10 protein-coding genes and 1 pseudogene are annotated in these 16,312 nt (G+C 48.3%); 6 read left to right on the top strand and 5 right to left on the bottom strand.

What is annotated here, in order from left to right:
- From Q0R17_RS18420 to Q0R17_RS18400, 5 genes and pseudogenes are all read left to right on the top strand, one after another.
- A pseudogene (locus Q0R17_RS18420) lies at positions 1-134 on the top strand (IS701 family transposase); the annotation flags it as partial.
- A 212-nt stretch (positions 135-346) separates the two neighbouring features.
- On the top strand, positions 347-1,468 hold the full coding sequence (locus Q0R17_RS18415) for an efflux RND transporter periplasmic adaptor subunit (RefSeq protein ID WP_293937752.1): 1,122 nt from the start codon (positions 347-349) through the stop codon (positions 1,466-1,468).
- A gap of 207 nt (positions 1,469-1,675) precedes the next feature.
- Positions 1,676-4,717, top strand: coding sequence for an efflux RND transporter permease subunit (locus Q0R17_RS18410; RefSeq protein WP_293937750.1), 3,042 nt, complete (start codon positions 1,676-1,678; stop codon positions 4,715-4,717).
- Between the two features lie 43 nt (positions 4,718-4,760).
- Entirely contained in the window at positions 4,761-5,015 is a 255-nt protein-coding gene (locus tag Q0R17_RS18405; RefSeq protein WP_293937747.1) for a hypothetical protein, read from the top strand.
- A 108-nt stretch (positions 5,016-5,123) separates the two neighbouring features.
- Positions 5,124-5,900, top strand: a complete 777-nt coding sequence (locus Q0R17_RS18400; RefSeq protein WP_293937745.1) for a polymorphic toxin-type HINT domain-containing protein — start codon at positions 5,124-5,126, stop codon at positions 5,898-5,900.
- A gap of 292 nt (positions 5,901-6,192) precedes the next feature.
- Here Q0R17_RS18400 and Q0R17_RS18395 read toward each other — a convergent pair whose 3' ends face one another.
- The 5 genes from Q0R17_RS18395 to hutW form a co-directional block, all read right to left on the bottom strand.
- Positions 6,193-8,784, bottom strand: coding sequence for an EAL domain-containing protein (locus Q0R17_RS18395; protein ID WP_293937743.1), 2,592 nt, complete (start codon positions 8,782-8,784; stop codon positions 6,193-6,195).
- Between the two features lie 1,029 nt (positions 8,785-9,813).
- Positions 9,814-10,575 (bottom strand): ChaN family lipoprotein, encoded by a 762-nt coding sequence (locus Q0R17_RS18390; RefSeq protein WP_293937741.1) that lies wholly within the window; start codon positions 10,573-10,575, stop codon positions 9,814-9,816.
- 12 nt (positions 10,576-10,587) lie between these two features.
- Positions 10,588-11,268, bottom strand: a complete 681-nt coding sequence (locus Q0R17_RS18385) for an NAD(P)-dependent oxidoreductase (RefSeq protein ID WP_293937739.1) — start codon at positions 11,266-11,268, stop codon at positions 10,588-10,590.
- A gap of 118 nt (positions 11,269-11,386) precedes the next feature.
- Positions 11,387-11,878, bottom strand: coding sequence for a heme utilization cystosolic carrier protein HutX (gene hutX / locus Q0R17_RS18380; protein ID WP_293937737.1), 492 nt, complete (start codon positions 11,876-11,878; stop codon positions 11,387-11,389).
- On the bottom strand, positions 11,875-13,149 hold the full coding sequence (hutW, locus tag Q0R17_RS18375; protein ID WP_293937735.1) for a heme anaerobic degradation radical SAM methyltransferase ChuW/HutW: 1,275 nt from the start codon (positions 13,147-13,149) through the stop codon (positions 11,875-11,877). Before hutW ends, hutX begins: the two co-directional genes overlap by 4 nt.
- A 613-nt stretch (positions 13,150-13,762) precedes the next feature.
- Between hutW and Q0R17_RS18370 the strand changes: the two genes are divergently transcribed.
- On the top strand, positions 13,763-15,898 hold the full coding sequence (locus Q0R17_RS18370) for a TonB-dependent hemoglobin/transferrin/lactoferrin family receptor (RefSeq protein WP_293937733.1): 2,136 nt from the start codon (positions 13,763-13,765) through the stop codon (positions 15,896-15,898).
- Positions 15,899-16,312: the final 414 nt, after the last annotated feature.

Raw genomic sequence — 16,312 nt, 5'->3', positions numbered from 1 at the left:
CGATTTACGCGGTGTTCAAGCTAGAAAGCTTAAAGATCAAGCACAAAGCTAACCACTTTGCGCTACGCGCCAAGCTCTATATCAAAGCAACCCAGCAGGCCTTGGTGGAACTACAAAACCTGCGGGCTGCGTAACATCAGAGATTAAGTCAAAACAGCGCTTTGATTCATGGCGAAGGCTCTGTTTGAACAAAAAACTCAGCAGTTCGTTTTCTTTTTTTTCATGAACTTCGTGCTTTTAGTGAGCAAAAATCGTTGTTGGTCATGAGCGTGTGCAAGCTAAGTTTCTTGCACGCCATTTTTAAATTGGTTTGCAAGCAACTTGCACAGCATTTGGATCATTCTTCATGCAAAAATTAAGCGCCAAAATTAAGCAGCACCCTAAACTGGCCGTTGTGAGTGCCTGCTTGCTGCTGCTGGGCCTGATCACGCTGATTGCCACGCCCAAGAGTATCGCCAAGCCCGCCGCAGAGGCCGCTCGCGCCGCCATGACCGTGACCCTTACCGCCCCCCAAAGCCAAAATTGGCCGGTCATCATTAGCGCTAATGGCAATATCGAAGCGTGGCAAGAATCGATCGTAGGGGCAGAGATTGGTGGCTATGCCTTGGCCGAAGTGCAAGCGGCGGTGGGTGATGAAGTAAAACGCGGCCAAGTCTTGGCGCAATTTGTCAGTGAAACACTCAAGCTTGAGCTAGCCCAGCAGCAAGCCGCCCTTGCCGAGGCGGAGGCCGCATGGAATGAAGCACACGACAATGCCGAGCGCGTTAGAAAGCTCGACAGTAATGGCGCACTCAGTGCCCAGCAAATCCAACAAGCATTGCTGCAAGAAGGCGCAGCTAACGCGCGATTAGCTGCGGCCAAAGCGCGTTTTGCTAGCCAGCAATTACGCATCAAACAAAGCCAAGTCACTGCGCCCGATGATGGCGTGATCTCATCACGCAACGCCACCGTGGGCGCCGTAGTGCAAGCAGGGCAGGAGTTATTTAGATTGGTCAGACAAAGCCGCTTGGAATGGCGAGCCGAAGTCAGCGCCGCTGAAGCGCTACGTATCAAGACAGGGCAAAAGACCAACCTCATCCTGCCAAACGGCAAGACGGTAGAAGGCGTGGTACGTAAAGCCGCCCCTACCGTTGATCCGCGCACCCGCAATTTGTTGGTATATGTCGATTTAAAAAGCCGCTCACTGGATGAAGCCAAACCGGGCATGTTTGCCAAGGGCACGCTACAAACTGGCCAAGGCGAAGTGCTGACCCTGCCAGGCAATAGCATTGTGATGCGCGATGGCTTTGCCCATGTGTTTGTACTGGGCGCTGCCAATAAAGTGAAGATCCAGCGCGTCACCTTAGGGCGACAAGATAGCAATAGAGTGGCGGTGAATGGCATTAGCAAAGACGCCAAAATCATCCAAAGTGGCGCAGGATTTTTAGCCGATGGCGATATCGTAAAAGTCATTACTGCCGCGCATTGAGTTTATTTTGCAAGGCTTAAAAAGTCTGTTCTTAGGATGGGCAGCTGCCCACGCAGAAATAAATAACCTTGCCACGCGTGGGCACAAAAGCGTGCCCTATAGGTATCAAGCCAAGGCCATTACATTTACAAACTGTAGGGTGCAATAAGTCTGAGGCTTTATTCAGACGCATTGCACCTTATTAAACCCAGCTATCAAGGATCAGTAATGAATTTTTCAGCTTGGTCGATCAGAAATCCTATTCCGGCCATTATGTTATTTGTCTTACTGTCTTTGGCTGGTGTGCTGTCTTTTCATAGCATGAAGGTGCAAGACTTCCCTGATATTGAATTACCGATGGTAACGGTAACGGCAATTCAGCCAGGGGCAGCACCGGCACAGCTAGAAACCGAAGTAGCTAGAAAACTAGAAAACTCGGTCTCCGCCTTGCAAGGCGTAAAGCACGTTTATAGCAAGATTCAGGATGGCAGCGTGCTGCTGACCGTAGAATTTGCCCTAGAAAAACCCGTTAATGAAGCGGTTGACGACGTTAGAAATGCCGTCAACGGCGTGCGTGGCGACTTACCCAGCGATTTAAAAGACCCGATTATTGGCAAGGTAGAATTCTCTGGCGTGCCATTTTTAGTATTTACCGTGGCATCCAATACCTTGGGGGAAGAACAGCTGTCTTGGCTGGTGGATAATAAAATCAGCAAGGAAGTGCGCGCTGTTTCTGGCGTCGGTAAATTTGGCCGCGTGGGCGGGATTAACCGTGAAGTGCGCGTAGAGCTGGATCCCGCTCGCCTTGCCGCCCTAGGTATTTCTGCCGCAGATGTGTCCAGAAGCCTAGCCCAAACCCAGCGTGATGCATCGGGGGGCCGTAGCGATTTAATCGGTAGCGAGCAGGCGATTCGCACCATTGCCACCGTACAAAGCGCGGCAGAATTAGGACAAATGATTTTGCCGCTGAATGATGGCCGCAGCATTCGCCTAGACCAAGTGGCCAGCATTGCGGACACCACCGCCGAGCGCCGCTCAATCGCGCTACTTGATGGCAAGCAAGTCGTGGGCTTTGAAATTAGCCGCTCACGCGGAGCCAGTGAAATTGAAGTGGCAGCCGGCATCCATGCCGCGCTGGCAAAGATCAAGCAAGCCAACCCGGGCCTTGTCATTACCGAAGCTTACAATATGGCCGAGCCCGTGCAGGAGTCCTTTGATGGATCGATGACGCTGCTTTGGGAAGGTGCCTTACTGGCGGTGTTAGTGGTGTGGTGGTTTTTGCGCGACTGGCGCGCCACGCTGGTCTCTGCCGCAGCACTGCCGCTGTCTATCTTGCCCGCATTTATTGGCATGGCTTACTTGGGCTTTAGCCTGAATACCGTCACCCTATTATCCCTAGCACTGGTGGTGGGGATTTTAGTGGACGATGCGATTGTAGAAATCGAAAATATCGTCCGCCATTTGCGCATGGGCAAAACGCCTTACCAAGCCGCGATGGAAGCCGCCGATGAGATTGGCCTTGCGGTAGTGGCCACCACCTTTGCCTTGATCGCGGTGTTTTTGCCGACGGCATTTATGGCTGGGATTCCAGGTAAATTCTTTAAGCAATTTGGCTGGACAGCCGCGCTAGCGGTGATGGCTTCCTTAATTGTGGCGCGCTTACTCACGCCCATGATGGCTGCGTATATCTTAAAACCTATCACCCATGCACATAAAGAAGGCCGCATTATGCAGGCCTATTTAAAAATGGCCCGCTGGTGCCTGCAACACCGCAAGCTTACCGCGCTATTCTCCTTACTGTTTTTTATTGGCTCGCTCATGCTGGTGCCACTGCTGCCAACTGGCTTTATTCCGCCTGACGATCGATCGCAAACGCTGGTAAAAATTGAGCTGCCACCTGGCGCCACTTTAGATGAAACAGCCGCTGTGGCAGAGCGTGCCCGCAAAATGTTGAGCACTGAAAAATCCATCATCCGTATCTATACCGCCATTGGCGGCGGAGGAGCGGGAGCAGATCCTTTTGCGGCGGGCGGTGTCAGCGAGGTCAATAAAGCCAATCTCACCCTCACCCTAACCGAGCGCACCACTAGGGATAAAAAGATTCATATCGAATCCCGCTTACGCACGCTATTACAAGATATTCCTGGCGTACGTATTGCCGTGGGCTTGGGCGGATCGGGTGAAAAATTCCAGCTGATTTTACGTGGGGACGACCCAGCGATCTTAGTCGCCACCGCGCAAAATGTAGAACGCGATATGCGTACCCTGCAAGGCGTGGGGGCGGTCACTTCCAGTGCCAGCTTAGTACGCCCCGAAGTGAGCATCCGCCCAGATCTAGCCAGAGCCGCTGATTTAGGTGTGAGCATCGCCAGCATTTCAGACACCATTAGAGTGGCCACCGTGGGTGATTTTGATACCTCGGTGGCTAAGCTAAATTTACCCGAGCGGCAAATCCCCATCATGGTGCGCCTGCCAGATAGCACCCGCCAAGATTTAGAACAACTTAAACGGCTGAAAGTGCCCGCAAAAAGCGGTGACGTCACCCTTGGACAAGTCGCCGAGCTCGCGCTTTCATCCGGCCCTAGCCAGATTGATCGCTACGATAGAGCCCGTGATGTGATTTTTGATATTGAGCTTAATGGCAGATCACTTGGGGACTTAAGCAATGAAGTCGATCAGTTGCCCAGCTTAAAGCAGCTGCCAGCAGGGGTAGAGCGTGCCGAATTTGGCGATGCAGAAGAGATGAAAAAGCTGTTCGCCAGCTTTGGTATCGCCATGCTGACTGGCGTACTGTGTATTTATATGGTGCTGGTGTTGCTGTTTAAAGACTTTATGCAGCCAATCACTATTTTAGCCGCGCTGCCTTTATCTATCGGCGGGGCCTTTTTGGCGCTACTGATTGCACAAAGCTCGTTTTCGATGCCAACGCTAATTGGGCTAATTATGCTGATGGGGATTGCCACTAAAAACTCCATCTTGCTGGTGGAATACGCCATCGTCGCCCGCCGTGAAGGAATGAGCCGTTTTGATGCGCTCATGGATGCAGGCTTAAAACGCGCTCGCCCCATTGTTATGACCACCATCGCCATGGGCGCGGGTATGTTTCCCATTGCACTGGGTATTGGCGTAGACCCAAGCTTTAGATCCCCCATGGCGATTGCCGTGATCGGCGGCCTCATTACCTCCACCCTGCTTAGCCTTTTGGTGGTGCCGGTGGTGTTTACCTTTGTGGATGATTTTGTAGAGTGGCTGAGAAAGAAAAAATCGTAGGGGTGCAGCATGCCGTACCCACCTAAAACCCAATGGAAACCCAATGAAATACATCGCCCTTAGAGTTCGCACCGCCATGCTGGTGCATGGCTATACCGCAGATAATCAAGAAATCATCGAAGAATTCCATGATGAAACCTTTATGGAAAAACTCATCGCGATTGAACGCATTCAATCCGTCACCGAAAAATATCTATTGGTTAACGCATCGCACGGCAGGGTGATGTATTGGGAATACGAAGGCGATCTTAATTTGATTGCACAAAGGCTAAATGCGGCGGGATTACTCATTGCCTGATCGTACTCAGCCCCCTTCCCTATCATTCAAACCCCGCGCTTAAGCCTGCGTGAGATTGTTATAAACAACGCAACCACGCTCTTTGCCACTCATAGCGATACCAATACCATGCACAAAACAATTGAATATCTGGGACCGCTTACCGGTCGTTGTGGACTATTTAATTGGGATAAAAATAGCAAGCATTTCCCAAAACAGGTGGGCGGCTGCTTTATTGCCGGGACGCTGGTACACACGGATCAGGGGCTCAAACCCATTGAAAAAATCCGGATCGGTGATCGCGTGTTATCGCAGCCGGAAGGGGGCGGTGAGCGGGTCTACAAACAAGTTGTCAATACCCTCACTTACGACGACAAAGAAATCTGGGTCGTTAAATATACGCTGGTGGCAGAAGCTCATATGAAGCGCGATAAGCCGATCCACCATTTGTATGCCACGGCGAACCACCCATTCTGGGTGGATGGTGAAGGATGGACTGCGGCGGAAGAATTGAGCGCAGATCAGCAATTGCAGTTGGCTGATGGAGGTGTCGCCACCGTGCAGCAAGTGTGGCGGGTCTGGCGTACGCCAGCGGCAGGCATGGGCTGGGTGAGGGCGGATATCTTGGGCATGCCGGATGCAACCGAAGCGCATATTGTCAATTTCAGCGCGGGCTGCGACCTTTGGGCGTATCCGTTACGTCGTAGGCATGACGCAACTGTGCCATATTCTTGGTTCGGTGATGATGCATGCAAGGTCTTCGACAATGAAGAGATGGAGAGTATCTATGAAAGTGACGATCGTAACTTCAGAGCTCGAGTCTACAATCTGGAAGTGGAAGATTGTCACACTTATTATGTCAGTGAAGAGGGTGTCTGGGTTCGCAATAGAATGACTAAGGACTAGAGAGATTGCATGAGAGTCAGCGATCAAAATTTCAGATGAAACAAATTGCAATATGCCCTGTAAAAAAATCACCAAAATATAGCTCAAAACAAATACCTGACCACCGATCAAGAATAAACCGTCATCCCCTGGTGTTTGTATCGGGAATCCAGCCATGCTGCCGGATTCCCGCCAAAGGCACGCGGGAATGACGATGTTTCGTTACAGAAAATAAATATTCTATGCAGGCATCAGCCAATCAATGATGCATGTTAAATCCAGATATGGATAAAAACGCCATGTTCCGCAGCGCTTAGGAAAGAGGCTCGGATTTACCCGAGCCACACCATACTGCAGGCCAATCTTCTAATGGTATTGGGCGGCCAAAGTAATAGCCCTGAGCGCGCTGGCAGCCCAGCTCCAGTAGCCTTTGGGCCTGCTCTGCCGTTTCTACCCCTTCCGCCACCAGCGGCACATCAAAACCACCCGCTAGGCGAATAATCGCCGAGACAATGGCCTCGCTTTTATGATTATCCAAAAAGCGGCTCACAAAAGATTGATCGATTTTCAAGCAATCAAAAGCAAACTGATGCAAATAAGACATAGACGAATAACCGGTGCCAAAGTCATCAATAGCAATTTCCACCCCTAAGCTTCTGATTCGGCCAATCAGCGTAGCAATCACATTGCTATCTTCAATCAAAATAGATTCAGTAATTTCTAGCGTTAGATTATGTGGTGGTAAATCAAACTCTTGTAATGTTGCCTCTAATACTTGGTAGAAATCAGATTGAATTAACTGCCGTACCGATACATTGACATGTACATCAAAATCACTAGCCCAACCATTTTTTAGGCGCTCGGCAATTTGCCTACATGATTCGCGCAGCACCCAATGCCCAATAGGTAGAATTAAACCTGATTCCTCTGCCAATGGAATAAACAAACCAGGAGAAACCAAACCACGCTGGCCACTTTGCCAGCGCACTAAAGCCTCTGCACCAATCACTTTACTATCACTTAACCTCACAACCGGCTGAAAATAAACTCTGAATTCATTTTTCTCAATCGCAGCATTAAGTTCTGAAATTAAATGAATTTTTTGCGTAGACTGCTCAACCATATCACTTTGAAATATTTCATATGAGCTAGCCCCTTTACCCTTGGCTTTATTCAAAGCCATGCTCGCGTTTCTTAAGTTATCGATTAAATCAAGATGATTAAATCGAGCGGATACCACACCAAGGCTGGCACTAATCAAAACCTCATCGTACTGCAAATGAAAAGACTGAGTAAAGCTATCTAATATCCCCTGAATTAATTCAGTCATACAAATTTTACCAACGTCAATATCCATGCAAATAACAAACTCTGTATCTGCAACGCGGGCAAACAGCGCCTGCTCTGGCAAATGCTGCTTAAGATTATTAACAATGGCGCAGAGTAATTCTTCCCCCTGATCATAGCCAATGCTGTCATGAATACTTCTGTAATTATCTAAACCAATAAGCAGTAATGCATCCCACTTGCTAGCAGCGTCTTTTTTAACTAACTCAGACATTTCTTCACGCAAGCCTTCACGGCTAAGTAAGCCGGTGACTTGATCATGGCGAATTCGGTAATTAAGCTGCTCAAACGAGCTAGATAAGGCGCTCGACATTTCATCAAACGCATTTGCCAGCAAGGTTGTTTCTTTTAATTGCAGCCCACCTGCAATCGTAGGCTGCCACTCTTGCTTAGCTAATAATTTAGCAGTTTGCGCTGCTAGCAAAATAGGTTTCGTAATACTGGCTAATATTTTCCACGCCGCCAAGGCTGCTATTAATCCAATACATAAGACAATAGCCAAAGTAACCATCATATCTTTGATTAAATCACCCAACAAATCCCGTTCTGGAATAAGAATAACAATTCTCCAATTCAAACCATTGTCATCGGCTAGTTTAAAAACCCTGCCATATATTTTTTCATCACCAAGATTAAATTCAATGTCGTTAATTTCTTTATTTTCAATAAATTTTGCACTCATTCTTACCATTTCATTAGAGCTATCCTTGGCCTTAAGCAAAGTAGCGCTATCTTGTTTTGACAGCTCATTAATTGACAATATTGGCAAGCGTTTTTCATTACTTGAATGAGAAATAAGCTCATTATGCTGATCAACAATATAAATAGCCCCTCTACCTAGATTAGGGCTAGATTTTAAATACTGATTAAAATTACTTAATTTAATATCACTAGCAACAACGCCAATCATTTTTTTATTTTTATCATAAAGCGGGCTGCTAAATGAAATAGTGACCCCTTGAATGGCATCATAATCTTGATATGCCGTGGTCCACATTGTTTTTTTACTGCGGCTAACGGGGGCATACCAAGGCCTAACCCTTGGGTCATAAGGATTAAACTGATGCAGAATTGAATCAGTAGATTTTAAACCACTATAAAAATTTAAACTGCCGCCGGTTCTACCATCTTTAAGCAGTAAAGAAAATTTATTAGTGAGTATTTCACGACTCACCGCAATATATTCACCATGAATAGAGCCAAAAGAGATCAGGCTAAGGTGCTTTTGGTCTGGAAATATTTTTTCTAAGATATGCGTAAATGGCGCTTCAAATTGGGATAAATCTTTATCTAAATTTGAATACTGCTCCGTCAGCAATACCGCAGCCATTCGATTAGCCAAAGCGGGAGCACGCAGAAAAATATTTAAATCGCTCCGCACTGCAGCCACTTCAGCGGAAATAACTTTATTGCTCAAATTTTTGAGCATTTTCCCTTGGTTGCTCATTTGCAAAGTAATAATTGCGCCAAGGGTTAGCACCAGCATAACCATAAAGGTAACTGTAACTGCAAACTGCAGAGAAATGCGCCCACGCAGCGCAAGTTTTTCTAGTTTCAAAGCACGCCTCAACGATTCGTTTCACTGCACCAGCTAATCACGTATTAAGTAAGCAAGAATTGTTTAGCATAAACACTGCTAATTTCCCCGTGGTAGAGCATAAACTTCAACAATCTCTAAGCATCTAAGCTTACAGAAAAGGGAACTACTCCCTTTTTAGCACAATTATTGTAAGTAATTATTATTTTAGAAAACTAAATTAATAGCAGTCTCTCTGCCAGATAGGCTCTGCATATTACTAAATAATAATGCAGATTAGCAACCTGCATATTTTTTTGATTAAAAATACTCATATTTATATAAAATAAAGCGCATATTAGCTATAGATTGCCAGTAGAAAAAATACAAATAGCGCTTAAATGTTAAGCCGAAATCTTCATTGCTACTTACCTACCCCTCTTATTTTTCAAGCTAGATTTGCCCCCCCCCTAAGGAGGTCTATAAAAACCAATCATTGCCATAGCTGCAGGCGATATTAAAAAACAAAAAAACCATAAATTACTGATATTTAAGGATTTTTATCTTTAAATAAGCATAAAATTTCAGAAAAAATAAAGCGGTACTGAGTCTCAGTTAATAGCCCCTCAACGCCCAATCCTATCAACTTAAGCAATACGCCATTCGTAGGGCGGGTGCAAGCCGCCAAATTTAAAGTGTAGATAAAAAAAACGCCAGGTTGCACCCGCCCTACGATGTTTAAAATATTTATGGGCTAGAGTAATGACAAATAGTTAAGTTGATAGGATTGCCTCAACGCCTCTCATAATCATTGATACGAACGACAACAATAAAATGCAAAAAGCGCCAAGCTTTTTTTTCTAAAAAGAAAAGGCTTGGCGCTTATATTCTACTTGCTGATTATGTCTATTGCTCAGTCAAGTACCCACACGGCTATTGCCCAGCTTTAGACGTCAAAACCAATTTAACCATCCAAAGTAACTACGCGGTGCAAGCCGCTAAATTAAGGGGCCCGGAGCAAGAGCACATAGTTCCATTTTAAAAAATAGATAACAATCTAAAAATTACAGCTTATAAACCAGCGCAAGGGTCAACCCGCTGAGCAGGCGCAATCAAGTTTTCCTGATCAAATGCATCTTTATGACTGGCTTCTACAAAACCTATAGATAAGGTATTAGGCAACCAAAGTGGCACTCCCACATCACGGCGAACATGGCCGTTGCCCGCAAGCAGCACCACTCCACGTGTTTGATAAGGCTTCATCACCTTAGCCATCGCCGTATCTCGGGCGATTTGTGCCAAGGCCATGCCGTCAAGTAGGTTTTCTGGCAACTTACCGCAGTGCCCTACCCTCACCTCCTCACGCTGGGCAGCGAGTAAGCCCACCGGCAGAGGCTGCATCAGGCCTAACTCTTGCGCATCCGCTAAGGCACTTACTCCCTGTTTGACCACCACCGATGCGTCTTTACGCGATAAATTAGCCGCCACAATGGGTAAATCGTAGCGCAGCGCCAGCTCAATCACTGGCCGATACAATGACCAATCCCAACGGCTGCCGCCTACTTTTTGAATTAAATAATCAGGATTATTTGGCTGCTCGCTGCGGGCTTGATCTAGCTCGGCCTGGCGTTCCCGATCAAATTGCTCCATGGCAATCACGGGCCGCCAGCCTTGTTGCACGGCCTGCTCTAAAGCCTTAAACCGTGCCTGATGCCCCAACGCATTATCGTGTACCTCGCCCATCAGCACATAAGATTTACCTGCAAAAGGCACATTTGATGTGGCGCAGCCAGCTAAAACCAGCACACTACATAGCAAAAATTTTTTATACATCACTCACCTAAGTTATTTAGTTTCTGGCTCATTACCATGCTGCGTGGCATCTACTTGGGCTGGCCCCAAAATAGTCCACGCCTGATACAGACGCTCATCCTGATCCAAAATGGCCAGCATCGCCTCTGCCACATCGGCACGCGGCAGATAATTGCCGGCATCATCACGCTGCGCTAAAACACGGTATTGCCCCGTGCCCTGTTGATGGCTGAGCCCCGCTGGTCGCGCAATCATCCATGCCAAAGCGCTTTGCTTTAAATATTGCTCGGCCTCATTTTTAGCCAAAATAGCCTCGCCCAGCATGCGCTTGGCGGCTTCTGCCAAGCCATCCCATTGCTCACCACAACCTAGAGAAGTGCCGAGTAACAGCCGTGTAGCAGGCATGCTGGCCTCTAGCGCTTGGATCACGTTTAAGTTGCCTAGCGCGTCGATACGCCGCCCTGCCGCATTTTTGCCGCCTAGTACACTGATCACCCGCCTAGGCTGCGTCTGCTCTAGCGCCGATATGCAATCCGCTAGGCTAAAAGCATCGCCTTGGATTAAAGTTATGCCCAACACGCTTAAAGCGCGGCAATCGCTTTCTGCCCTCACCATAGCGGCCACCTTTTCACCGCGCTGCACGCTGGCCTTGGCAAGACAAAGCCCTAGGCCTCGGCTGGCACCAAAAATCAATAAATCATGTGGATTGGCCAAGCTTTGGCTCCTTTATCTAAACAATATCAAATAATATTAATTGCAAATAACAATCATCATCATTTAAACATTACCGCGCTTTTTGCCTTGCTGCACCATAAATAATGCAGCAAGCCTTTTATTTTTGAGTAAAAAAACGCTTTAAAGCCAGCAGCTGCTCGGCCGATAAATGACCGTTGCTATCCCTGCCTAAAAACACCTTAAACATTACTCCGCCATCATGATTGGTAAACAAAACCGAGGCCGTGGCGCGGCCCATAAACGGGCGTTCTATGGCATAAATAGCCCCGCAATGATCCACTCTTAAATGTCCATGCAGGCCACTTGGCCCTGGTAAGTTAAAAAAGCCGTGGCTTAATTCGCCAAGCGGAATCGGGCCGGTAAACTCCATAATCACATCCGCGCTATGCATAATCACCGTCACATCGCCCCAGCCTGCCATTTCTAGCAGCAACTGCGCCATCTGCGAGCCAGCAATGCGCTGCCACATTTCTACAGGCAAGGATTCGATTACCGCGCTCATCGGCAGTGCGCTGCTAAGCGCCAAGCCTTCCAGTACTACTCCCGGATTTTTGCTGAGTCGTTCACGTAATTGCTGAGTGTTATTCATGCTGCTTTCCTTTGTGTTAAATCTACCAGCGCACGCGCCATGCTTGGCCCCCAAAAACGCGCAAGTGCGTCTATCTTCCAAAGATCGGCATTCAGCGGGCTAATCAAGCCCTGCTGCTGCCATGTATGCAGCAAAGGCATGCAGGCGGCGGGCAATGAAGTGGCGTTGATCTGCCCCACTTCGATGCTGCCCTGCAAAGCGGCCACCCAATGCTGGGTGGGGTCTGCCTGAGCAATCCGCGATACCGCAGCAGGTGGGGCGCTTAAATAGCGTTCTAAATCAGGCTCAATACTGTAGGCATAGCCTGCATGGCTACCGCCTGCTCCGGAGCCAAAAGCGAGGCAGCTTTGCCCTGATTTAATCGCCAAATTGTAGCGATTACGCTCACGCCCCAAGGCAGAACCAAAGTGACTATTAGAAAGCTGCTGCCAGCCCGCTGCTGCAAAACGGGACAATGCCATTTGATAAAACCCAAGCTGCTCTGGCAAAGCGCTCATCGGCGGGAATACGCCTTTTTCCAACATGCGCTGTATGGGCAGGCCAGGGAAAAGATTGAATGCATACACATCAATGCCATCCAGCCCTAAGCTTAAAGCCGTGTCTAAATCATGGGCCCAAAGCTGCGTGTGCTGCCCTGGTAGGCCAAACATCAGATCAGCCACGATCACCGCATCCGTGCCCGCAGCTAGCTCTGCCAGATAGGCAGCGGCTTCTTCGCCACTATGCTGACGGCCCAAGCGGTGGCGCAGCGGGCTATGGAAAGTCTGCACTCCGATCGAAAACCGATTTGCCCCAGCGCCAAGGCAGGCCTCTGCCTTAGCGCGGTCAAAGTGAGAGATACGCCCTTCAACGGTGATTTCACAATCCTCACTCAGCGGTAAATACTGCTGCACTGCCCGCAACAAGCGAGCTAAATCTGCCCCAGATAAAGCAGTAGGCGTGCCACCGCCCAAATACACTGCCGATATCTCCCCACCCGCCACACGGCTAGCCGCCGACTGCTGCAAATCAGCAATTAGCCGATCAACATAAGGCTTGCCGTGCTCTTCTTTCCAAGCGTTTTTATAAAAGCCGCAGAACACACAGCGGTTAGCGCAAAAGGGGATATGAATATATGCCAGTGCAGTATTTTTAAGTGGTGTTTGATTTATGTCTTGCCATGCAGCCGGCCAAGCTTCAGCGGCAAGCGGCTGCTGCCCCCAAAAAGGCATTAAGGCCCGACGCTGAGAAAACGCCTCGGCAATAGCCGGTTTCAATTCAATCGTTTGCAAAGTATTGGCCTGCTTAAGTTAACGATAATGATTATCGTTAACTTAATAGCCAAGCGCCAGAACAACGCCACCATAAGCTGATTTAAATCAATTTTTTAAAGCAATAAATACCAAGAGGGTAAATAAGCCACGCTCCCCACCGCTATTTATATCAGGCCTATATTTTATTTATTTATCATTTATATATTGCGCCAACTGCTATTCATAAACGCTTTTCTCTACTGATAATTTATTTAGAAGCCTTTTTTTCATTAAAAAAACCATACGCTGTAAATTTAAAAAAATACTTATGGATGAAATAAGCAAAGCCATTGTCATTAATGATGATAATAAAGATATTGCCAACAACCATCAAGACCTTATGAATACTCAAAAAAAGAGCATTTAAACTCTTTTTAAAAACCATTAAATATCTGGCATCTGTTTTACAAGCAAAGAAAGAATTTTTTATAGCGGTAGCAAAGGATAAAAATACATTGATAATGAGAATGACTATTGATACGATGATACGCAGCTGAGATCAGCCCTGCTTTATTTAGGCACGCTCTGCAGCCAAAGCAGACTATCTGCAAAGCTTGGCCTCAGCCCGCCCCCGTATTTATCAGGAATCAGTATGCAACGCAGCACCCACGCCCTTGCGCTTACTCTTTTAGCCGCTATATTTCAAAGCGCATTTGCAGCCGGTACCGCTTCAGCGCCTGCCACAGTCCTCGCTCCGGTTGTAGTCACCGCAACCCGTACCGCTAAAAGCCTAGATGATCTGCCCCCATCGGTAAGTAGCACCGATCGCGCAGAGCTAGATCAAGGCTTTATCAGCAATTACCGCGATTTAGCCAGTACTGAGCCTGGCATTAATATTAGCCGTAACGGGCGCTATGGTTTATCCAGCGTGAATGTGCGTGGCTTAGAAGGCAACCGAGTATTGATGATGGTGGATGGCATACGCCTGCCGGATGCTTTTGCCTTTGGTGCCTACTTAAATAGCGGCCGCGATCAGGTCGATTTTAGCCAGCTTAGCGCCATTGAAATTGCCCGTGGCCCATCTTCTACCCTTTACGGCTCGGATGCTTTGGGTGGTGTAGTTGGCCTGCGAACCACCTCCCCAGCGGATTTACTGCGTGGCCGTGGCTCATTTGCAGGCGTGGTTAAATCTGATTATGACTCTGCCGATCAAGGCATCAATCTTCACGCCGCCGTGGCGGGAATGCTCAGCGCAGATACCTTATGGCTGCTGCAAGCGGCCCAGCGCCAAGGGCATGAATTTGATAATAAGGGCACGGTAAATAGCCAAGATTTCCGCCGCACCACGCCTAATCCGCAAGACAGCAACAAGCGCAGCGTGCTGGCAAAAGTAGAGCACTACTTTGAACATGGCCACAAGCTAGCACTGGCGGCAGAAAACTATCGCAGTGAAGTAGATACCACGCTCTACACCGATATTGGCGCGCCGATGACACCAAGCATTACCGATAGCAAGGCCAATGATGTGCAGACCCGCAGCCGAGTGTCCCTAGATTACAGCTACACCGCACCAGCCAAGGGGCTAATCGATGCAGCACAAGCCAAGCTGTATTACCAAACCCAAAAAAATGAGCAATCCACCACCCAGCAGCGCCGCAATGTAGCCAGCTGGCAGCGTCTTTCTATCTACGACCAAGACATGATCGGCATGTCTGGCTTAGTAGAAAAACAAATAGATGGCGCCATCAGCCAGCACTGGACCATCGGCGGAGAATGGCTACAAAACGATTTAGCCGCACTGCGCACCGGCACCATCAGCCCAGTTCGCGACGTACCTAAAACCCAAACCACACAATGGGGTATTTACGCACAAAACGAATTGGGCTGGGATCAGGGCCGCTTCCTGCTCACCCCTTCGCTGCGTTATGACGCATTTAAACTACGCCCAGAAATAGACGCTGAATTTAGCCGCCAAAGTGGTAAAGCCGTGCCACTAGATGATGCCAAGGTATCGCCTAAGCTAGCCGCCAGCTGGAAAATAGCCGAGCAAATCACCCTGTTTGGCCAATACAGCGAGGGCTTTCGTGCCCCCAATGCCATGGAGCTAAACAGCAGCTATGTGTCCCCAATGGGCTATGCCGCCATTGCTAATCCAGATTTAAAACCAGAGACCAGCCGTGGTGTAGAGCTGGGCGCGCGTTTAGGCACGGCTCATTTAGGTGGCAGCTTGACTGCTTTTGATAATCGCTACCAAGACTTTATCGAGCTAGTCAGTATTAACTGCCCAGGCAACCCGCTCTGCGTTCCAGGCACAAATATTACCTACCAAAATCAAAACCAAAGCCAAGTACGCATCTACGGTGCCGAAGCCCGCAACCACTGGCAAATCAGCAGCGCATGGCGCACTTACAGCAATATCGCTTGGTCGGTGGGGCGCAATGAAAGCAGTAATGAATCGCTCGATAGCGTGGCACCGCTCAAAGGCGTATTTGGCCTTGAATACAGCCAAGAGCAATGGGGCGGCAATGCCCTGCTCACCGCCGCCAGCGCCAAAACCCGCGTCTCCCAAGCCTCATATTTTAAAACCCCAGGCTACGGCACCGTCGATTTAGCCCTGTGGTGGAGCCCAGTCAAAGACCTTAAAGTATCCGGCGGGGTATTTAATATTGGCGACCAAAAATACTGGATCGACAGCGATGTCCGCTCCTTAGCCAGCAACAACCCACAGCTAGACCGCTACACACAGCCAGGCCGCAATGTACGGGTGTCGGCTGAATGGCGTTTTTAAACAAGCTGCGGTAAAAAAACCCAAGTCTTAAACCACTTCGGCACCAGAGAACACGGAGAAAATCAATTCTTTGAATAAATCGATTTCTTTGTTTTTTTAAATACTTTCAAACCCAGCAGCTGAGGCTATTTATCACGAATCATTGCACTGCGCTTAAAAGTCCCCTTGAAGCACGCCGGAGCGAGGAACAAGCGGGGCGGGGTTTCGGCAAGGGTGCGAGGCAGCGAGCTGGACCCGCCAGCTGCCGACTCGATTGTCCGCAGCGTAGGAGTTTTCGTGCTTCGTGGGGTGTAAAGGTCAAGGACATAGGTAACACTTTAGTCCACAGACATAGGTGACACTTTTCGCGTTAAAGTTAAGTAATCATTTTTTGCACCTGTTACCTGTCGCTCATCAAACGAACCTAGTCGAATC

Source organism: Iodobacter sp. (assembly GCF_025352645.1).
GTDB lineage: Bacteria > Pseudomonadota > Gammaproteobacteria > Burkholderiales > Chitinibacteraceae > Iodobacter.
This window is presented reverse-complemented; position numbering and strand designations above follow the sequence as displayed.